General features: G+C 35.5%; 20 protein-coding genes and 1 other annotated feature. Of the genes, 4 read left to right on the top strand and 16 right to left on the bottom strand.

The features are described from left to right. Positions 1 to 4: 4 nt before the first annotated feature. From uvrC to zapA, 11 genes are all read right to left on the bottom strand, one after another. Entirely contained in the window at positions 5 to 1,804 is a 1,800-nt protein-coding gene (gene uvrC, locus GH741_RS09525; protein ID WP_153736571.1) for an excinuclease ABC subunit UvrC, read from the bottom strand. 90 nt (positions 1,805 to 1,894) lie between these two features. Beyond that, positions 1,895 to 2,209, bottom strand: coding sequence for a thioredoxin (gene trxA / locus GH741_RS09520; RefSeq protein ID WP_153736570.1), 315 nt, complete (start codon positions 2,207 to 2,209; stop codon positions 1,895 to 1,897). A 189-nt stretch (positions 2,210 to 2,398) separates the two neighbouring features. Next, positions 2,399 to 3,379 carry an electron transfer flavoprotein subunit alpha/FixB family protein gene (locus GH741_RS09515; RefSeq protein ID WP_153736569.1) on the bottom strand — a complete coding sequence of 327 codons (981 nt, stop codon included), beginning with the start codon at positions 3,377 to 3,379 and terminating at the stop codon, positions 2,399 to 2,401. 14 nt (positions 3,380 to 3,393) lie between these two features. Continuing rightward, positions 3,394 to 4,167: an electron transfer flavoprotein subunit beta/FixA family protein gene (locus tag GH741_RS09510; RefSeq protein ID WP_153736568.1), complete on the bottom strand. Its 774-nt coding sequence runs from the start codon at positions 4,165 to 4,167 to the stop codon at positions 3,394 to 3,396. A 77-nt stretch (positions 4,168 to 4,244) separates the two neighbouring features. Next, positions 4,245 to 4,826, bottom strand: a complete 582-nt coding sequence (locus GH741_RS09505) for a TetR/AcrR family transcriptional regulator (RefSeq protein ID WP_153736567.1) — start codon at positions 4,824 to 4,826, stop codon at positions 4,245 to 4,247. A gap of 120 nt (positions 4,827 to 4,946) precedes the next feature. After that, a complete protein-coding gene (locus GH741_RS09500; RefSeq protein WP_153736566.1) occupies positions 4,947 to 6,653 on the bottom strand; it encodes an AMP-binding protein in 1,707 nt (568 codons plus the stop codon). 236 nt (positions 6,654 to 6,889) lie between these two features. Continuing rightward, on the bottom strand, positions 6,890 to 7,297 hold the full coding sequence (locus tag GH741_RS09495) for a DUF350 domain-containing protein (protein ID WP_153736565.1): 408 nt from the start codon (positions 7,295 to 7,297) through the stop codon (positions 6,890 to 6,892). 124 nt (positions 7,298 to 7,421) lie between these two features. After that, positions 7,422 to 9,764, bottom strand: coding sequence for an endonuclease MutS2 (locus GH741_RS09490; RefSeq protein ID WP_153736564.1), 2,343 nt, complete (start codon positions 9,762 to 9,764; stop codon positions 7,422 to 7,424). 6 nt (positions 9,765 to 9,770) lie between these two features. Further along, complete coding sequence (gene polX / locus GH741_RS09485; RefSeq protein ID WP_153736563.1) at positions 9,771 to 11,501, bottom strand: DNA polymerase/3'-5' exonuclease PolX; 1,731 nt, start codon at positions 11,499 to 11,501, stop codon at positions 9,771 to 9,773. Between the two features lie 161 nt (positions 11,502 to 11,662). Continuing rightward, complete coding sequence (locus GH741_RS09480) at positions 11,663 to 12,217, bottom strand: CvpA family protein (protein ID WP_153736562.1); 555 nt, start codon at positions 12,215 to 12,217, stop codon at positions 11,663 to 11,665. A gap of 6 nt (positions 12,218 to 12,223) precedes the next feature. Further along, positions 12,224 to 12,484, bottom strand: a complete 261-nt coding sequence (zapA, locus tag GH741_RS09475) for a cell division protein ZapA (protein WP_338079332.1) — start codon at positions 12,482 to 12,484, stop codon at positions 12,224 to 12,226. 124 nt (positions 12,485 to 12,608) lie between these two features. On the opposite strand from zapA, the gene rnhC reads away from it, so the two are divergent. Further along, entirely contained in the window at positions 12,609 to 13,538 is a 930-nt protein-coding gene (rnhC, locus tag GH741_RS09470) for a ribonuclease HIII (RefSeq protein WP_153736560.1), read from the top strand. A 41-nt stretch (positions 13,539 to 13,579) separates the two neighbouring features. Here rnhC and pheT read toward each other — a convergent pair whose 3' ends face one another. From pheT to GH741_RS09455, 3 genes are all read right to left on the bottom strand, one after another. After that, the gene (gene pheT / locus GH741_RS09465) at positions 13,580 to 16,006 is read right to left on the bottom strand and encodes a phenylalanine--tRNA ligase subunit beta (protein WP_153736559.1); all 2,427 of its coding nucleotides are present in this window, start codon (positions 16,004 to 16,006) and stop codon (positions 13,580 to 13,582) included. Between the two features lie 12 nt (positions 16,007 to 16,018). After that, entirely contained in the window at positions 16,019 to 17,056 is a 1,038-nt protein-coding gene (gene pheS / locus GH741_RS09460; protein WP_153736558.1) for a phenylalanine--tRNA ligase subunit alpha, read from the bottom strand. Positions 17,057 to 17,149: 93 nt separating this feature from the next. Further along, positions 17,150 to 17,392: a binding site (T-box leader), on the bottom strand. 105 nt (positions 17,393 to 17,497) lie between these two features. Next, positions 17,498 to 18,280, bottom strand: coding sequence for a TrmH family RNA methyltransferase (locus GH741_RS09455; protein WP_338079331.1), 783 nt, complete (start codon positions 18,278 to 18,280; stop codon positions 17,498 to 17,500). Positions 18,281 to 18,395: 115 nt separating this feature from the next. On the opposite strand from GH741_RS09455, the gene sspI reads away from it, so the two are divergent. Both sspI and GH741_RS09445 read left to right on the top strand, forming a co-directional pair. Next, positions 18,396 to 18,611 (top strand): small acid-soluble spore protein SspI, encoded by a 216-nt coding sequence (gene sspI / locus GH741_RS09450; RefSeq protein ID WP_153736557.1) that lies wholly within the window; start codon positions 18,396 to 18,398, stop codon positions 18,609 to 18,611. A gap of 166 nt (positions 18,612 to 18,777) precedes the next feature. After that, complete coding sequence (locus tag GH741_RS09445; RefSeq protein ID WP_153736556.1) at positions 18,778 to 19,389, top strand: lytic transglycosylase domain-containing protein; 612 nt, start codon at positions 18,778 to 18,780, stop codon at positions 19,387 to 19,389. Positions 19,390 to 19,441: 52 nt separating this feature from the next. On the opposite strand, the gene GH741_RS09440 is transcribed toward GH741_RS09445, so the two are convergent. Together GH741_RS09440 and GH741_RS09435 are read right to left on the bottom strand one after the other, a co-directional pair. After that, the gene (locus GH741_RS09440; protein ID WP_153736555.1) at positions 19,442 to 20,527 is read right to left on the bottom strand and encodes a M42 family metallopeptidase; all 1,086 of its coding nucleotides are present in this window, start codon (positions 20,525 to 20,527) and stop codon (positions 19,442 to 19,444) included. Between the two features lie 74 nt (positions 20,528 to 20,601). Beyond that, positions 20,602 to 21,084 carry a dUTP diphosphatase gene (locus GH741_RS09435; protein ID WP_153736554.1) on the bottom strand — a complete coding sequence of 161 codons (483 nt, stop codon included), beginning with the start codon at positions 21,082 to 21,084 and terminating at the stop codon, positions 20,602 to 20,604. A 118-nt stretch (positions 21,085 to 21,202) separates the two neighbouring features. Here GH741_RS09435 and GH741_RS09430 point away from each other — a divergent pair, with 118 nt between their 5' ends. Continuing rightward, the gene (locus GH741_RS09430) at positions 21,203 to 21,592 is read left to right on the top strand and encodes a sigma-w pathway protein ysdB (protein WP_153736553.1); all 390 of its coding nucleotides are present in this window, start codon (positions 21,203 to 21,205) and stop codon (positions 21,590 to 21,592) included. The last annotated feature ends 74 nt before the right edge of the window (positions 21,593 to 21,666 follow it).

The raw sequence follows: 21,666 nt of genomic DNA, 5'->3' as shown, positions 1-21,666 counted from the left end.
TTGTTTATTCATTCTCATTTAATTGTGAGCTTTTGTTATTGAGGTGGTTTATTATTATTTCAGCTGTTGGATCTGGTAAACCAAGCTTTTTTAATTCTTCTTTTTTGGCATTTCTAATCTCATCAATTGATTTAAAATGAGTTAGCAATAGTCTTCTCCTCTTTTCACCCACTCCAGGAATATTATCTAATTCTGATTTAAATGCACTCTTCCCTCTTAATTGTCGATGAAAAGTTATTGCAAACCGATGTACTTCATCTTGAATCCTTTGAATCAAATAAAACTCTTGCGATTGCCTATCTAAGTCAACAATAGTTGGTGGGCTACCGTATAATAGCTCACTCGTCCTATGTTTATCATCTTTAGCAAGTCCACAAAGTGGAACATCCAACCCCAATTCATTTTCTAAAATATCCAAAGCGGCACTCATTTGCCCTTTACCTCCATCAATAACAATTAGATCAGGTAAAGGCAAGTTTTCTTTTAATACTCTTGTGTACCTTCTTCGAATTACTTCTCTCATTGTTTCGTAATCGTCTGGTCCTTTTACATCTTTAATCTTATATTTCCTATATTCTTTCCTTAAAGGCCTACCATCCATAAATACTACCATTGCAGAAACAGGATCAGTTCCTTGGATATTAGAATTATCGAAGGCTTCAATCCGGTGTGGTATTTCAATATGAAGTTTTTCACCTAGTTGCTCAACAGCCTTTATTGTTCTTTCTTCATCTCTTTCAATTAGAGAGAATTTTTCATGCAGGGCAATTTTTGCATTTTTCTCAGCTAATTTTACTAATTCCTTTTTTCTGCCACGGTATGGAATATGCACCTCAACACCTAAAAGTTCCTTAAGCAAGTCATTATTTGTAGGAGCCGGAACTAATATTTGTTTTGGTTTTGGATGATTTTGATGCAAATAAAATCTACCGACAAACGTAAGGAATGTTTCTTCGGCATCATCAAAGAATGGAAAGATAGACACATCTCTTTCAATCAGTTTTCCTTGTCTAATGAAGAAAACTTGAACACACATCCACCCTTTATCATAAGAGTAACCGAAAATATCACGATTTACTTGGTCATTTAACGTCATCTTTTGTTGTTCCATTACAGACTCAATATGTTGAATTTGATCACGTAATTCTTTGGCACGTTCAAAGTCTAATTCCTCTGAAGCTGCGAGCATCTTTTGTTTCAAGTCTTTCTTAATCTCCTGATGTCCGCCATTTAAAAAAGAAGTAATACTCTGTACAATTGTTTTATTAGTCTCTTGTGATACTGGATAAACACAAGGACCAAGACATTGATTCATATGAAAGTATAAACAAACACGATCAGGCATTTTATCACACTTACGTAATGGATATAATCGATCAAGTAATTTTTTTGTTTCTCTTGCTGCTATAACATTGGGATATGGACCAAAGTATTTGCCCTTGTCTTTCTTTACCTTTCTAGTAACAATTAACCTTGGGTGCTCCTCAGCAGTGATTTTTAAATAAGGATATGATTTATCGTCCTTTAGTAATACGTTATATTTAGGGTCGTACTTTTTAATTAAATTCATCTCTAAAATTAAAGCTTCAATCTCAGATGAAGTGACAATATATTCAAAGTCAACTATCTCTTGAACTAACCGTTGTGTTTTTTGATCGTTTGCACCAGTGAAGTAAGATCTAACTCTATTTCTAAGTAGCTTCGACTTACCCACATAGATAATTGCCTGATTCTTATCCTTCATCAAATAACAGCCTGGCTGAGAGGGGAGAACAGCTATTTTTTCTTTTATTTGATTATTCATTTTTTCACCCCATACCTATCCTTACTATAAATAATAATAATCCCTTGTTACAAATGCAACAAGGGATTATTATACAGGTTCTATTCAAACTTAAGCGTGTTTGTTTATTAATTCAACCAATGCTTCTTTAGGTTGGAATCCAACAACTTGATCAACTACTTCTCCATCTTTAAATAAAAGAAGCGTTGGGATACTCATAACACCAAATTTACCTGCAGTCTCTTGATTTTCGTCTACATCAAGTTTTACAATTTTAACTTTATCGCTCATCTCGCCATCAATTTCTTCAAGGACTGGAGCAATCATTTTACATGGACCACACCATGGTGCCCAAAAATCTGCAAGAACAACACCTTCACTTGTTTCTGTACTGAAGTTTTGATCAGTAGCGGCTACAATTGCCATTTATTATTCCTCCTCTTATTAACGATATCTTCATGAAGAGTATATCATTTCGTTTTAGATAATTACCACTAGTTTGCTTTACCCTAATATCCCCTAGGATTCTGTACTTCATTCACAGATAATGTCTAGAAAAAACTAAAAACTGCAACAGGTGTTAACACTGTCGCAGTCCAGTTTATTATCATTATCTTATGCATTTACCTTCACTTGCTTTATTTCCTCAATCAATTTAGGCACAACTTCGAATAAGTCGCCTACGATACCATAGTCTGCAACATTAAATATATTTGCTTCGGGATCTTTGTTAATGGCAACAATTATTTTAGAATTAGACATACCTGCTAAATGTTGAATTGCTCCAGAAATACCACATGCTATATATAAATCGGGAGTAACAACTTTACCTGTCTGACCGATTTGAAGGGAATAATCACAATAATCTGCATCACATGCCCCCCTGGAAGCACCTACTGCTCCTCCTAGTACTTCGGCTAATTCATATAAGGGTTTAAAGCCTTCTTTGTTCTTAACCCCACGACCACCAGCAATAACAACTTTTGCTTCAGACAAGTCTATTCCTTCAGTAGTCTTTCTGATAATATCTTTAATTACCGTTTGTAAATCCGATATTTCAACGTCTAGATTTGACACTGTTCCTTGTCGTGATTCATCACGTTCAAGAGGAGGTATATTGTTAGGTCGAATTGTAGCAAAAATTATTCCGTCTGTGATAATTTTTTTCTCAAATGCCTTCCCAGAATAGATTGGTCGAGTAAATACTACGTTCTCTCCTACAACATCTATTTCAATTGCATCTGATATTAATCCGGTTTCTAATCTACTAGCAAGCTTTGGTGTTAAGTCCTTCCCAATAGCTGTGTGCCCCATAATAATTGCTTCAGGGGACTCTTCATCAATAACTTGATAAATAGCTTGCGAATATCCTTCTGAAGAATACGCTTTCAATTTATCGTTTTGAATTATGATTGCACGATCAGCACCATACTGAATCATTTCATTGCCCAACGGTTCAAGGTTGTTCTCTCCACAAATTACTCCTACAAGTTCCCCTCCATCACTCACTGACTTTGCTGCAGAAATAGCCTCAAAAGTAACATTTCGTAAACTGTTGTCCCGTACTTCACCTATTATTAATACTTTTCTACTCATGAAGTTTCTCCCCTCTACAATACTTTCGCTTCATTTTTTAACAAAGAAACTAGCTCTTTTACCTGTTCATCAAATTCACCTGATAACACCTTGCCAGACTGTCGCTCTGGGGGCAGAAAAATTTCAATTGTTTTCGTTTTTGGTTCTACATCATCTTCATCTAAATCTAAATCATCTAGTTCTAACTCATCAAGCGGCTTCTTTTTGGCTTTCATAATGCCAGGCAGTGATGGATAACGAGGCTCATTTAAACCCTGCTGACATGTAACCAACAAAGGAATTGTTGTCTCAACTATTTCTGTATCTCCTTCTACATCCCTTTCAATAGACACCTTCGTACCGTCAATGTTTATATCAGTAATTGTTGTCACATACGGAATGTTTAGCCTTTCTGCCAATCTGGGCCCTATTTGGCCACTAGCTTCATCAATAGCTACGTTACCAGCTAAGATAAGGTCTACTTCTTTATCTTTGAAAAACGCTTCAAGAATTTTAACTGTTGAATATTGATCACCTTGCTCCATATCGTCTTCTGTGTTAACTAATACTGCCTTATCAGCACCCATAGCAAGGGCTGTTCTCAGCTGTTTTTCTGACTCCCCAGTACCGACGGTCACAACAGTCACTTCGCCACCGTGTGTATCCCTTTGATTAATGGCCTCCTCAATTGCATATTCATCATATGGATTAATAATGAACTCTGCTCCATCGTCATCGATTCTTCCATCATTGATAATAATCTTTTCTTCTGTATCAAAGGTGCTTTTCATTAGGACAAAAATATTCATTGAACAAATCCCCTTTCTATAATAAATAAAATACAGTCAATAATAACTGACTAGATTAAAATATAGCAATTTAACTTTCATCGAGATAACCCTTTAATAATTAATTTATGAACCTCGTTAACTTGATCTGCAAGCTTATATTTCTGCTCCTTCATTACCCAATTCGTAACAGTTTCATCTAAAGTACCAAATATCATATGGCGTACTAGTCTTATGTTCAGTTTAGGATCAAATGAGCCTTCAGCAATACCTTCTTCAACAATACGATCGATAATACTAAGATATCGCTTTAATACTTCGTTAATCATCAATCTTAACTCTTTGTTGGATTGCCTTAACTCTAATTGTGTTACAATGGCTAAATCATGATCATCAGACAACTGACTAAAATGCATATGAATTAAAGTTTTCATTTTTTCCTCAGCATTTTGTTTTAAATCGATCTGCTGTTCAGTTTTTTCTATAAATTGACCCATTTTTTCTTGGAATAAAGAAACAAGAATATCTTCTTTGTTTTTAAAATAGAGATAGATAGTTCCATCTGCAACACCTGCCTGTGCAGCAATCTTTGAGACTTTTGAAGCATGGTAACCATTTTCAGCTATAACTGTAACTGCAGCGTCAATAATCTGTTTAAATTTCGGCTTATTATTTTTCATACTGAGGGGCTCCTAACTAAAGATAAATATGAATGATTATTCATTCATATTTATCTTATATCCTCTATACTGTTTTGTCAAGACTATCTGGCCTGTCTTATTTACTAAATAAAACAAGCCTTAAACAGATTGATCCTTTATCTCACTTAACTTGTTTCTTTCCTCATCAACTAATTTTCTTCTTAAAATTTTACCAACAGCTGTTTTCGGCAACTCTTCCCTAAACTCATAAATTCTAGGAATTTTATATGCAGCCATTCGTTCCCTACAAAATTCATCTAAAGATTCCTCATGTAAATGATAACCAGATTTAGTTACAATGTAGGCTTTGACAGTTTCACCTCTATAAGGGTCAGGAATACCAGCAACTACAACTTCTTGGATTCCCTCATACTCATATAAAACTTCTTCTACTTCTCGAGGATATATGTTGTATCCACCTGCTATGATCATATCTTTTTTCCTATCCATTACATAAAAACATCCATTTTCATCCATGTAACCAATATCTCCTGTAAATAACCATCCATCTCTTAGTACCTGTTCTGTCTCTTCTGGATTATTCCAATAACCCTTCATCACTTGAGGACCCTTAACTACTATTTCACCTATATCTCCTTGCTCTGCCTCTTCGTCCGTACCCATAACTACTATTTTGGATTCTGTATCGGGCCAGGGCACTCCGATACCGCCATGAACTAAGTTTGGTGCTATGAAATTAGAATGGGTTACAGGTGATGATTCCGTTAATCCATAACCTTCAACTAATCGTCCACCAGTAACACGTTCGAACTCCTCCTGAACTTCTGTTGGTAATGGTGCAGAACCGCTTATACATGCCTCAATCGATGAAAGATCAAACTCTTTTATCTTGGGATGATTCAACAATGCTATATATATAGTTGGGGCTCCAGGAAAAACTGAAGGTCTTTGCTTCTCAATCGTCTTCAACAAATCCTCAGCATCAAACTTTGGTACTAAAATCATTTTCGCGCCAGTAAATACAGAGTAGTTCATGACTGTCGTCATACCGTAAACGTGAAAAAATGGAAGAATACCTAAGACTGTTTCTTGTGATTCTCTTTCTTTTCCAAGCCAAGCTTTACACATTTGAACATTGGATACCAAATTATAGTGAGTTAACATAACACCTTTAGGAAATCCGGTCGTTCCACCAGTATATTGTAATAGTGCCAAGTCTTCTTTAGGATTTATAACATGCTCTATAAACTCAGATTCTTCTTTAGCAATTATTGATGTCCAAGGATGGAGTTCTGCAGACTGTTTCACTTTAACGGCTGTAGTACCTTGCTTTTTTTGAACTAAAGGGTAAAGAAGGTTTTTAGGAAATGGTAAATAATCCTTAATTCCGGTAACAATTACATGTTCTAACGAAGTCGATTCCTTAACCTTAAGAACTTTTGGCATGAGTAAATCTAAACAAATAATCATTTTCGAGCCAGAGTCTTTTACTTGATACTCTAATTCTCTTTCTTGATAAAGGGGGTTTGTTTCAACAACTATACCACCTGCCATTAAGATACCATAATAACTTATAACGGCTTGTGGAGAGTTTGGTAGCATAACTGAAACCCGATCCCCTTTTTCTAACCCTAGTTGCTGTAAATAAGCTGCTAGTTTTTTAGATTGCGTATAAACCTCTTCATAACTTAGTTCTTTCCCCAAAAAATGAAGCGCTTTCATTTTTGGGTTTTGTTTTGTCGCTTCTTCTAAGAAAACATGGAGAGGCTTTTCGTCGTAAGCAATACTTTTAGGTATTTCAGATGGATAGTGTGAAAGCCAAACCTTTTCACGTAATTCACTCATTCAACTACCTCCTTTTCTCTAATTAATTCCATTATAACCACTTTTCACAATTTTTTAAATATTAATTACTTTTTAGTTTAATTTTTTTTATCGAACAGCTACCGAAAAAAGTAAAAGAGCCGTTAAAAACGACTCCTTTACATGGACTGAATGATAAAAACAATTCCAATAATGAAAAATAATAACGCAATGCAAATTAATACTCTAGCTAGAGTTTTCACCTAAGTTCTCTCCTTCTATCCAATACTTGCCCCTATTACAAATGATAAACCAATTGAAATAATCATAGAGATAAATCCTACGGCGCGATTATCCTTAGCGATCTCCTGATCAATCTTATAGGTAGGAGTTAAGAATTCAAAAATAAAATAGCCAGATAACAATAGCAAAAAACCAAAACTTCCCCAGCTTATACTCTCAATTAACGTATCATTATGCTCAATGGAATACCTGAAAATATTAGCTATACCAAAAATTTTTCCACCTGTGGCCATAGCGACTGCGAAATTGCCATTTTTTATTTCCTCCCAATTTTTATAAGAAGTCACAATCTCAAAAATAGCCAAAAACACAACCAAACATAAGACAGCTACACTATATCTTGCAGCTGTTTCTACAAATGGATTTTCCCAGAAGCTATTCATTTTTTCTCCTCCTATTCTAGGATTATCTCTTTTTTTTTTGTATCTATATCCTAACTGAAGTTAATTATCAACTCATTCTTATGAACGTAAATTGGATAAGTCGGTGTCAATAGTTACTACACTATTAACGAAATTTTATCACAGTTACTCCACTTCCGCCCTCATTCATTCCTCCGGCTTGATAGGATTCAATATGTGGGTGTTTCTTAGCGTAGGTTTGAACACCTGTTCTAAGAGCTCCTGTGCCTTTACCGTGTATGATAGATACACTAGGATAACCTGCAAGCAAAGCATCATCAATATACTTTTCTAATTGCTGAATTGCATCCTCATAACGTTCTCCTCTTAGATCAAGTTCTGTCTTAACATGATAGTTTGATCCCTTAACTGTGGCAATTGGCTTTTCTACTAATGGTTCTTCACGTTTGATAAATTGAAGATCCTTACGTTTTACTTTTACTTTCATAATACCAACCTGCACTTGAAATTCTTTATCATTAATTTTCTCGATGACCGTACCATTTTGGTTCAATGAAAGAAGTTTGACTTCATCTCCAGCTTGTAGATCTTTTTCAATATCCGTTTTTTTCACTTTTTCTTTCTGGGCTTTTGTTAACTTAGGCTGTGCTTCATCAAGCATTTTTCGCGCTTCAATCCATTCATGTTCTTTCAAGTTAGCTTGATTTTTCATATTTCGCATCTCAGATACAATTAGCTCTGCTTCTTCCCTAGCTTTTTGCAATGCCTTTTCAGCCTTTAGCTCCGCCTTCTTATAGATATCCTCACGGTTCTTTTCAAGCTGTGCCCACTGGTGTTGTAAATCTTGCCTTAATTCCTCTGCCTCAATTAACACCTGTTCTGCTTCTTGATAATCATTTTCTGCGCCTCTTCTTGATTCTTCTAGTGACGCTATCATATTTTCAACACTCTTGGAATCAGTACCAATATGAGTTTTAGCAGTTTCAATGATATCTTCGTTTAATCCAAGTCTTTTAGATATTTCAAATGCATTACTACGACCAGGTACACCAATAAGTAAACGGTAAGTAGGCCTTAACGACTGTACGTCAAACTCTACAGACGCGTTGATTACTCCATTTCTATTATAGCCGTATGCCTTTAATTCAGGATAGTGGGTCGTCGCAATAATTCTAGCGTCTCGTCTAACAACCTCATCTAAAATAGACATTGCAAGAGCTGCACCTTCCTGGGGATCCGTACCAGCACCAAGTTCATCAAATAGCACTAACGTCTGGTGGTCAACATGTTTTAATATATTGACGATATTAGTCATGTGAGATGAGAAGGTACTTAAGCTTTGCTCAATCGATTGTTCATCACCAATATCAGCAAAAACATTGGAAAAAACCGCCATTTCACAACCATCTAAAGCCGGAACTTGTAATCCGGATTGAGCCATTAATGTACATAGCCCAACCATCTTCAATGTTACTGTTTTTCCTCCTGTATTTGGACCAGTGATAACAATTGAAGTGTACGACTCTCCTATTTCAACATCATTAGGTACTACTTCGTCTTCATCTATTAAGGGGTGTCTACCTTGCTTCATTTTAATAATGCCTTTGTCATTCATTTTAGGCATGGATGCTCGCATGCTTTTTCCCAATTTTGCCCTAGCGAACATAAAATCTATTTGCGCTAACGCTTCAACATTTTGAAACAAATAGGATTCACTATCAGCAATTTTTTCGGATAAGCCACGTAAAATTCGGTCAACCTCATGAGTTTCTTGCACTCTTGCTTCCTGAAGATGATTATTTAAATCTACAACTGATTGTGGTTCAATAAACAAAGTTGCTCCGGAAGAGGATTGATCATGAACGATTCCGCCAATGGAACCACGATATTCCTGTTTCACAGGTAAAACATAACGATCATTACGTATGGTAACAATGGCATCTGATAACATTTTACTTTTCGATTTCGTGTACGAATCCAGCTTATCGCGCACACGACTTTCATTTGTTTTTATTTTTGACCGTATTGTACGGAGTTTATCTGATGCACTGTCCATGACATGGCCGTTATCATCAATACAACTTTTAATTATTCGCTCTAATTCATTTAGAGGGAGGATTTGACTAACTAACTCTCTTAAGATAGGTAGTTCCATCTCTTCTATATCTTCGATGAATTTTTTTATTTGTTTACCACCATAAATTGTACTTGATACATCAAGACATTCATGTGGATTTAAAGTACCACCAATGATGGTTCTTTTAATACTTGGTTTAATGTCAAAAATTCCACCTAGAGGAACATTTCCTTTTAACCGTAAAACATTAGCAGCTTCATCAGTCTCGTCTTGTAATTGAATCACTTCTTCTAAATTTATCGAAGGCTTTAATGATGCTGTTCTTTGCTTTCCTAGGCTAGAAGCAGCCTGAGAGTTTAGCATTTCTATTATTTTGTTATATTCTAAGACATTAAATATTCGACTATTCATGACAAGTTACTCCTTTTTTAATCCTTTGCTATGAAAAAGTTTTTTCAACTCTTCTTTGGTCCAGGTATTAATTACCGTTTCTTTACGTAACCATCCTTTACGGGCAATCCCTATTCCTACTTCCATATTATTTAGTGTCGTGTAGCTATGCGCATCAGTATTAACAGCAATATTAACTCCATTTTCCTGCGCAAGTTTTATCCATTCCCACGATAAATCAAAACGATTAGGATTAGCGTTTAACTCAAGTACAGTTCCCGTTTCCTTAGCACCCATGATTAACTGCTCGACATCCACCTGGTAACCTTCTCTTCGACCAATCAATCTCCCAGTAGGATGAGCAATTACATTCACATACTGGTTCTCTAGGGCAGAATTCAAACGTTTCATAATTTTATCCTTTGATTGATTAAAGCTAGAATGAATCCCAGCAACTACATAATCCATTTCTTTTAAAAATTCATTCGAAAAGTCTAATGTTCCATCAGGTAAGATATCCATTTCTATTCCCGCAAAAATATGAAAGTTCTTATATTTGTCATTTAGTCGATTTATCTCTTCTCGTTGCCTACGTATTTTCTTTTCATCAAGACCATTAGCTACTTTCAAAAACTTTGAATGATCAGTAATAGCTATATACTCATATCCCCGGCTAATGGCCATGTTTACCATTTCCTCTATCGACTGTGCTCCATCACTCCATGTCGTATGCATATGTAGGTCACCACGAACATCTTTTTGTGTGACAAGAGGAACTTGCGAACGAAACGCCTCTATTTCACCCTTATTTTCTCTAAGCTCTGGTGAGATATAATTGAGACCAAAGTGTTTAAAGAAATCTGTTTCACTATCAAAAGTTATTATTTCGCTAGTTTCTACGTTTTCAAGCCCATACTCATTAATCTTCATGCCTTGTGATTTCGCAAGCTGTCTCATAGCGACGTTATGTTCCTTGGAACCTGTAAAATGATGTAATGTAGTAGCAAATTCCTTAGGTGAGACAATACGAAAATCAACATTCACATCATAGCCTACATCCAAAACAATCGAAACCTTTGTTTCACCTGAAGCAATTATGTTTTTAATATCTTTTATCTCCAACAATTCATCTCTAACAATTAGCGGCTGTTCGGAACCAATAATAAAGTCTAAATCTTTAATTGTTTCACTCATTCTCCGAACACTACCTGCACGTGAAAACCTGTTGATTGAATCTATCTCACTTAATATTTTTTCAATTTTATCAACTATTGGTAGCATAAATGCAATTGGTAAACGTTCCGGACGATTAGATACTTCACTTAATCCCTTAAGAATTTTTTCAGCTGTCTTTTTGCCAAAACCACTTAAATTCTCAACCTCACCTTTTTCGCATGATGCTTTTAGTGAAGCAGCATCTGTCACACCTAGTTCTTGATATAGCTTTGATAGTTTTTTACCACCTAACCCTGGCAATTGTAGCAATGGAATTAAGCCTTTAGGTACCTCTTCCTGTAACTGCTGCAATGTATCCGAAAATCCATTACTAATAAATTCCTGAATTACAGTCGAGGTTCCCTTACCAATTCCATTAATCTTAGTAAAGTCATCTATTTCATTTAAAGACCTATCGTCTGATTCTAAGGCTTGGGCTGCTTTACGATAAGCAGCAATCTTAAATGAATTTTCTCCTTTTAACTCTAAATAAACTGATATAGATTCGAGTAATTTGATAACATCTTTTTTATCTATAGACATCTTCAATAATCCTCCTAAAAATAATCTAATGAAGACCACTCTTATTTAACGAGTAACTAACCTTAAAGTAGATAAAACCCTTGCTTTACTGTCCGCAAGGGTTTCTCTCCTGAATATATTAATCCCGTCACATCAAATTGTCACCCTAAAATCCAAGGAAGTTAACGTTCTAACAAAGTTACTACATGTTCAAACCAAAGAATTTTGATCTGGTTTGAGATATAAGGGGTGCTATCAACCATATACGTAACAATCGATGAGCTCTCTAGTCGATTTTGAATAAATTCAACAGGGGCCAACGCCAATATGTAAATAAAAACAAACAAAATAAAGTATGTTTCAACAAAGCCTAAAATTGCACCCAATATTACATTAATTGAGTTTAAAATAGGTAAGTCTGCAACAAAGTCCAACATAGATGTTAGGATTTGTAAAACAATCTTTGTTGCAAAAAAGATTGCAACGAAAGCGATACCATTATAAAATGCAGATTCTAGTGGTAACGTATCTAGAAAAACAGCCCATGTAGCATCTTCGGGTAAATCTGGATACGGAATCCATAAATCCAATTTTGACGACAACTTGTCATAATAAAGAACAGAGACAATAAATGCAATAAAAAAACCAATTAAGTGGAATAATTGCAGAATGAATCCTCTTTTTAAACCAATAAAAATACCTAGAATTAGTATTCCCAATAATATAATATCAATCATTTTTTCTTAATCCTCTTTCTGTTTTATTGAACCAAGTAGTTCTGCGTATTCATCTTTCAGTTTCAAATAATCATTCATTGTATTTACCGCTGTTAAAACAGCCAATTTGGTAGTGTCCAAGCTTTTGTTTGCATCATGAATTTCACGCATTTTTTGGTCAACAAGACTAGAGACCATTCTTACATGGTGCGCTCTCTCTGTACCAACTATCGTGTAGGATCTACCATATATGTCAACCGTAGTACGTGTTTTATCAGTTTGGGACACGATTATACCCCCCGTTTCTATCAAATCCTAAATTTAATATTAACATGAAGACTATCATTTAGGAAACTATTCTGACGGCTTTATTATTGGTATAATGGAATAATTAAAGAATTGGAGAGATACTATGCCACAAATCGTCTTAATACTATCTAAGGAAAAAATACTAGAATTAAAATCTTTTTACAAAAACTCTTTAAAAGCTGCCCCACCAGGAGCAATATTTTCAGCAAAAACAAGTAATAGTTCAATTACTGCATATAAGTCCGGAAAGGTTCTATTTCAAGGAGCATCACCTGAAACCGAAGCAGCTAAATGGGGGAGCGTTCAACAAACTACTTCTGAGAACAAGAAAGGCACCCTAAAATCAGCACATTCCTATGCCCCCCCATCCTCACTCTTTACTTCTTCACATATCGGATCTGATGAGGCTGGAACCGGTGATTATTTTGGTCCAATTACTGTAGCTGCTGCTTACGTTAAAAAAGAGCAAATTCCATTACTAAAAGAAATTGGTGTAAAAGACTCAAAGAACTTGACCGATGATAAAATACAATTAATCGCAAAAGAAATAGTTAAAATGAAAGTTCCTTATTCATTAGTAATATTACATAATGAAAAATATAATAAGCTTCAAAGTAAGGGTTGGACACAAGGAAAGATGAAAACGATGCTACATCATCATGCCATCACAAAGCTACTTAAAAAAATCGAACCAAATAAGCCAGTAGGTATTTTAATTGACCAATTTTCCCTACCACACAGCTATAAAAACCATCTTAAATCGGAACGAGAAGTGCTTCAGGAGAACGTTTATTTCATGACCAAGGCGGAAAGTCACTCGATTGCCGTAGCTACTGGTTCGATAATTGCAAGGGCTAGTTTTGTGAAGGAAATGGATAAACTATCAGACTTAGCAGGGGTAACCTTACCAAAAGGAGCCTCTCAAAAAGTAGATAAAGTTGCTGGTGGTATCTTACGTAACATCGGTCTAGATGAGCTTTCAAAGTATGCCAAAATTCACTTTGCCAATACGGAAAAAGCAAAACATTATTGATAATAAGAAAGAGGCTGTCATTGATGACAGCCTCTTTCTTATTATCCTCTTAACTCTGCTTGATGCACATCTTGTACAGCAGATAGAATTGCTTGATAAGATTTCTCTACCTCTTCATCTTTTAGGGTTTTCTCTGGGTCTAAATATAGGATATTGAATGCAATCGATTTTGTACCTTTAGCTAAATGCTCACCTTGATACACATCAAATACTTGAACTTCTTTTACAAGTGAACCGCCAGCCTCTTCAATAGTAGACTGAATAGCACCTGCATAGACTTCTTCTTTTACTACTAGTGCTATATCCCTAGAAATAGAAGGATAACGTGGAATTTTTAAAAAGCTAGGTTCGATATCATGTAGCTCAAAAATATAGTCCAAATCTATGTCAAATACGTATGTGTCTTTCAAATCATAATCTTTTTGTAATTTGGGATGCACTTGACCAAGAAAACCAATTGGTCTTTCTTGTAAATAAATTTGAGCAGTTCTTCCAGGGTGCATTCCGTCTATCTTCACCTGCTTATATTCAACCGAAAGATTTAATTTCCGGAATAGTCCTTCAACAATACCTTTGACTAAAAAGAAATCTACTACTCTTTTTTCTTGTTGCCACGGGTGTGATATCCACTCCCCTGTAACCGCTCCAGTTGCTCTTAATTTTTCTTCTGGTTGCTCTGTAACTATTTTTTGTTCTGAAACAAATACTGTACCTACTTCATAATAGCCCAAATTCGGTTGCTTCCTCGCGATGTTATAAGCTAGGGAATCAAGCATTTCAGGTAGGATGCTTAAACGCAATGTGCTATGTTCTTCACTCATAGGCATGGCAAGTGCCACAGGGACCTCTGCTTTTGATTTTATCTCTGGACTAATAAGTAGATTAGCACGTTGTTTGGTTGTTAATGAATACGTGATTGCTTCCATCAATCCTGCACTCTCGAAATAATTCTTCACATTTCGTTTCAACTGTTGTTGATTTGTAAGACCACCAGCTTGTGAAGCGCCTTGTGGTAACGTATATGGCAAATTATCATAGCCATATATTCTAGCGACTTCTTCAATCATATCTTCAAATATTGTAATGTCTTGGCGTCGAGTAGGTACATGTATTGTAAAATCATCTCCGTCTTGGTCATAATTGAAATTTAGTTTCCGTAGAATATCAGCAATTGTTTCCTTACTAATTTCTGTGCCAAGTCGGTTATTAATTTTGTTGGTTTGAATGTTAACTTCTACTTCTGATTTGTCAAGTTGATCAAATTCCACTATACCACTTAATAATGTTCCATTAGCATACTTAGTTAATAGCTGTGCAGCTCTTAACCCTGCTCTTTTTACACGGTTAGGATCGACACCTTTTTCAAATCGTGTACTCGATTCACTTCGAAGTCCATGGTCTTTTGACGATGTTCTAACTGCAGATGGTGCAAAATATGCTGCTTCCAACAAAACTGTAGTGGTTTGGTCAGATACTTCAGAATTTGCTCCACCCATTACACCAGCTAGTGCTGTTGGTTGTTGTCCATTTGTAATAACTAAATGATCTGATTTTAACGTTCTTTCCTCGTCGTCTAGAGTGATCATTTTTTCCCCATCATGCGCTCTTCTCACTACAATTTCCTTCGATCCAAATTGATCAAAATCGAATGCATGAAGCGGTTGACCATATTCAAGGAGTACATAATTCGTAATATCTACAACATTGTTAATTGGTCGAATACCAGCCGCCATTAAATAATTACGAATCCATAAAGGTGAAGGTCCAATTTGAATGTCCTTTACGACAAAAGCCCCGTAGTATGGATTTAAATCCGGATCCTCTACTTTTATAGATACATAATCGCTAGCTTTCTCTGTGCCAGTTTCTACTCCTTCTTCGGGTAAGCGAATTGGGACATCTAGGATTGCTGACACTTCGTAGGCAACACCTAACATACTTAACGCATCGGAGCGGTTTGGCGTTAAACCTAGCTCTAAAATCGCATCATCCAAGTTTAATAATTGTAATGCATTTACTCCTACTTCTGATTCTTCTGGGAATACAAAAATACCCTCTGCCACATCTTTTGGTACATATTTTTCTTCAATTCCAAGTTCCTGTAAAGAACAAATCATACCATTTGATTCTACACCGCGAAGCTTTGCCTTTTTAATTTTGAAATTACCTGGTAGCACTGCACCCGGTTTTGCAACTGCTACTTTTTGACCTTGAGCAATGTTTGGTGCACCGCAAATGATTTGTAATACTTCATCACCAACGTCAACTTGACATAAATTCAGTTTGTCTGCATTCGGATGTTTTTCACATTCGTTAACAAAACCAACTACTACATTTGAGCTCTGGTCAGCAATGTACTCGATCCCCTCAACTTCGATACCAGTCTTAGTAATTTTTTCTGCTAGTTCTTCTGGTGTGATATTTTCTATATCAACATAATTTCTTAACCAATTTAAAGATACAAACATCAGATAACCTCCCTATTCTGCTTTATGATATTGCTTTAAAAACCTTACATCATTTGCATAGAAATGGCGTATATCATCTACTCCATATTTAAGCATAGCGATTCGTTCAGGTCCCATACCAAATGCAAATCCGTTGTACACCTTCGGATCGTATCCGGCTAATTCCAAAACTCTTGGGTGTACCATACCTCCACCAAGTATTTCAATCCAACCAGTTCTTTTACAGACGGAACAACCTTTTCCATTACAAACTTTACAAGAGATATCCATTTCAACAGATGGTTCGGTAAATGGAAAGAAACTAGGTCGTAATCGAATTTCCCTATCTTCACCAAATAACTGTTTAGCAAAACTGTTTAAGACACCTTTCAAATCACTCATTCTAACGTCTTTATCAACATATAACCCTTCAACCTGAGTAAATTGATGGGAGTGTGTCGCATCATCCGTATCACGACGATACACTTTGCCAGGACAAATCATTTTAACTGGTTGACTTCCCTTGTATTCACCCATAGTACGTGCCTGTACTGGTGATGTATGTGTACGTAATAATAGATCTTCCGTAATGTAAAAGGAGTCCTGCATATCCCTAGCAGGGTGTCCCTTTGGTAAATTTAAAGCTTCAAAGTTATAATAATCTGTTTCAACCTCTGGGCCTTCTCTTATCTCAAAGCCCATTCCAATAAACAAGTCTTCGATTTCTTGAACAATACTAGTCAACAAATGCGGTCCTCCAACTTGAACTGGCCTTCCAGGAAGGGTTATATCAATCGTTTCCTGTTCTAATTTCTTATCCAATTCTTTAGCCTCTAACTTCGCTTTCTTGACATCAAGTTCATTTGCAATACCCTCTCGAACCTTATTAGCAAGTTCGCCGATAATTGGTCGTTCTTCTTGTGATAATTTACCCATACCTCGTAATACTTCTGTAATTGGACCTTTCTTACCAAGATAAGCGACACGAATATCTTGAAGATCCGATAGAGTAGATGCTTTCTCTACTCGTTCTAACGCTTCTAACTGCAGTTCTTTTAACCGTTCCTTCATAAAAAATAACCTCCTCTAATTTATGTACTGACGACCTGCATTTACCCGTTTTCTCAGATCTCGAAAAAGCATAAAAAAGCCTCGCCCCTAAAATAAAGGGACGAGACTTGTAAGATCGCGGTACCACCCTTGTTGACACATGTAAAAATATGTCCACTTGAGCTTGATAACGGAATAAATCCGGAACACCTTTACTTGCGCTCAAGCGACAAGGTCCCAGTGTCGGCTCAAGAGTGAATATTCAACAGTTACCTCGGTAAAAATGCTTTCAGTCTACGGCATTTTCTCCCTTATAACGATTCTGCAACTGTTTACTGACTCTTTCTTTGCCTGTCGATATTCTTATTATTTTCTTATTATAGAAAAAGCAAAGCAAAGATGCAACCTTAAGTACTAACTTTCTAACAAAAAAGGCTGATTTCCCATCAGGAATAGGAATTTTTATTTTTTTTGGTTTGCTATATGATAAAGCAATATGCCGGTGGCTACACTAACATTTAATGATTCAGCTTGTCCGTATATAGGAATATGTACTTTTTCATCCGCTAAATCAATAATAGAAGGCTGGATTCCAGAGCCTTCATTCCCTACGATTAAAGCTACTTTATCAGGGATGGGCAGATTTGTATAAGCCTTTGCACCTTCTAAAGTCGATGCCCACACTTGAAAAGCTCTTTCTTTTAAAGAGGGAATTTCATTATGTAGATTTTTTTGAAATATAGGTAAGTGGAACACCGAACCTTGAGTTGACCTAATTACCTTTTCGTTATACAAATCAACCGTTCCGTCACCAAGTATAATCGCATCAAAACCTGCAGCATCTGCGGTACGGATAATAGTACCTAAATTTCCAGGATCTTGAACAGTATCCAAAATCACAATCCGATTTAACTCTTGCTGACTTGGCTCTTTCATTTCTACGACTGCCGCTATTCCTTGTGGTGTTTTTGTATCAGTTATGGATTTGAAAACATGGTCAGAGACATACGTAACATCCTTATTGCCTAGCCAACTCGGTAAGACAGTTCCCTCTTCGATTATTATCTCTTTTATATTCCAATTACTGTCGTACGCCTCTTGAACTAGATGATTTCCTTCAACTAGAAATGAATTAGTTCTTTCTCTATCTTTCTTTTTTTTGAGTTTATTCCATTCTTTTACCTTACTATTTTGTACTGATGTTATCATCAAATCATCCTTAGCTATTTTAATTTCATCATACATATTTCAACCTTATAGGGTCAAACTAATTATATATTATCTGCGAAAACTCCTGTTAAATGTATAGTTTTCCTAGATAGTCAGTTGAATACCAAATACTTAATTAGAGGTGAAAGAAATGGATTTAAATTTAAGAAATGCAATATTATCTAATGTATCCGATAATAACTCGGAAGAATTGGAAGCTACCATTGTTGATGCAATTCAAAATGGAGAAGAAAAAATGTTACCTGGATTAGGAGTGTTTTTTGAAGTTCTGTGGCAGCATTCCGATAACAATGATAAGCAAGAAATGCTTAAAACACTTGAACAAGGGGTAAGACAAGGTCAATAAAGTCTTTGTTAAAAAGGGGGTTGTTCAATTGTAATGAACAGCCTTTTTTATTTACCTTAATTCTTTAGTTATATCGAAATATAAAATTAAATTGCCTATCATTCGCAAATCCTGTAAACTACACTTAACGAGATTGTAAAAAAATGTCGATAAGCGAGGGAATATGATGGATATTAAATATATGCAAAATCTAATGCAAATACAAGCAATGTCTTTACTGACGAACAATAATTCATATTCTTCCCAATCCTCAGCAATGGATCAAGCTTTTCAACAAATTCTAAATAACCTACTTACAACAGCAAGTTCAGATAGTAATGCTCATACTTTGGCTACATCTAAAGATTTCCCATTAAATAATTACATACCTAACATAAAAATCTCAACACCTATGAACTCAACTAATGAAATTAATGATTTGATTCACCAAGCATCAAACACATATGGCGTCGAGGAAAAATTAATAAGATCAGTAATTCAAACAGAATCTAACTTTAATGCACATGCAGTAAGTGGGGCTGGAGCACAAGGTTTAATGCAATTGATGCCATCAACTGCCAGAGGCCTAGGTGTAGAAAATTCTTTTGACCCCAAAGAAAATATCTTTGGAGGAACGCGTTATCTAAAACAAATGCTGGATCGATATAACGGCGATGTCAATTTGGCGTTAGCTGCTTATAATGCTGGTCCAGGCAATGTCGATAAACATCAAGGAATCCCTCCATTTAAAGAAACACAAAACTATGTACTAAAAGTAATGAATAGTTATAACGCATAATTTTTTAAAAGGGTGTCCCAAAAACTTGGTGACACCCTTTTAAATTCTTTTCTTAACTAAAAGTAATTTCCTTCACCTTATCTGCATCTAATCTCTTTATAACTTCAACAATTAGCTTTACAGCATTTTCAAAATCGTCTTGATGAAGAATAGCGGCATGTGTATGAATATAACGGGTAGCAATTGTGATTGACAGTGCCGGTACACCGTTTGCGGTTAGATGAATAGATCCTGAGTCTGTTCCACCACCTGGCATAGTAGCATATTGATATGGAATCTTCTTTTCATCAGCAGTATCTAGCACAAAGTCACGAAGACCTTTGTGTGAAATCATTGATGCATCATAAAGGATTATTTGTGGCCCTTCTCCAATTTTGCTATCTGCATCCTTATCAGAAATTCCAGGCGTGTCACCAGCAATACCAACGTCAACTGCGAAACCAATATCTGGCTCTATTGCATTTGTAGATGTCTTTGCTCCACGAAGACCTACTTCTTCTTGTATTGTTCCAACACCGTACACAATGTTAGGGTGGCTTTCACCCTTCAATTGCTTCATTACTTCGATTGCAATTGCACAACCAATACGGTTATCCCAGGCCTTTGCTAACAATAGTTTTTCATTTTTCATCTGTGTGAATTCAAAATAAGGAACAATTGAATCACCAGGACGTACGCCAAACTCTGTCGCTTCTTCTTTACTAGTTGCACCTATGTCAATAAACATATCTTTAATCTCTACAGGCTTTTTTCGTGCTTCTGGAGGTAAAATATGAGGTGGTTTAGAACCAATTACACCTGTCACATCACCCTTATTTGTAAGGAGCGTAACACGTTGGGCAAGCATTACCTGGCTCCACCACCCACCAACCGTCTGAAAATAAACAAATCCTTTTTCATCAATACGTGTTACCATAAATCCGACTTCATCTAAGTGTCCTGCTACCATAATCTTAGGTCCATTATCTTTGCCTATTTTTTTTGCAATTAAGCTACCTAAATTATCCGTAAAAACCTCATCTGCATATGGAGAGATATATTTATTCATTACATCTCGTGCTTCTTTTTCATTACCAGATATCGCTCTAGCATCAGTTAATTCTTTTAGCATGGTTAATGTTTCTTTGGTATTTGCCATATGTAATACATCCTCCTTTATGATAATTCAACTAAAAGTATAGCCTTTTTCGGTTCAATAAACAAAAAATACAATTAATATCCTTTATCTTGTCTTTCATGATTAACCTTATTCTTCTCAAAATAAGCAGCTTGTACACTTTTTTCATCAAAGCCAAGTTTACTTCCTAAAGCAATATATGTATTAAAGAGTTTGTTGTACTTTTCTTTACTTGGTTCACTTTTAAATGCTATGATTTCCTTAAACACATTATTAAAATGATCAGTAATGTTAAAAGAACCTTCCATTTTTGCAGAATTAAAAGTGAGATTTTTATCTAACCCAAGAGACAAAATAAAATGAAGTCCGTCAACATACTCTTCTAAGATAACTTTGTTTTCACTCGGGGCCTTTTTGCTCCAAAATTTGAAGCATCTAGTTTCGTTAGCAAGCTCTCCAACTTCTACTAGCAAGGCTAGTACTTTCTTATCAAACAGATCAATCGAATCTAGTTGATGATTTGATTCTATGTATGAATCTAATTGTTTTTGCATGTTAAATAAATGACTCCATTCCATTGCAACTACTCCTTTTTAAACTTTTTTCGATTATAACATGTAAATACTAATTAAAGTGAAACCATAACTAGCTATCAACCGTATTAAGTATTGAAGACTAATTTAGGAGTCGATGAAAATGATAATTTTAATATTTAGATTATTAATAATAATAGCTATGATAATGCTCTTATACACTGCTTATAAATATATTATGAATCCAAAAAGAAAATTGGAGGTTGCTAAAGAAAAAAAGTCTTTTTATTTTCTTGATGACTCTGATAATATAAAAAAGAATTTACTTATGACTTATAAAGGATTTTTATTTGAGGGTGAAAAATATTTAGGTACAACTGAAAAATCATTTGATGTTATCAATATTAATGTTCATGCCCGTAATCCAGGAGAGTTAAAAGGGTTAGAGAGAGATGATTTATATTTCTTAGAGCAAGAAATATTAATAAGATATCCACACGCTGAGATAGAATGGAAGTATCCGATTAACAAACTTGTTCTGACTAAAGTATAAAGTACCCCCTACCAAGAGAATTTCTGGTAGAGGGTACTTTACTCATCTTAAGAATTACGAGCCATCAGATGGAT

The organism is Aquibacillus halophilus (assembly GCF_009649745.1).
Lineage (GTDB): Bacteria > Bacillota > Bacilli > Bacillales > Amphibacillaceae > Aquibacillus > Aquibacillus halophilus.
Note: the sequence above shows the minus strand (reverse complement) of the source record. Positions and strands in the feature narration are given on the sequence as shown.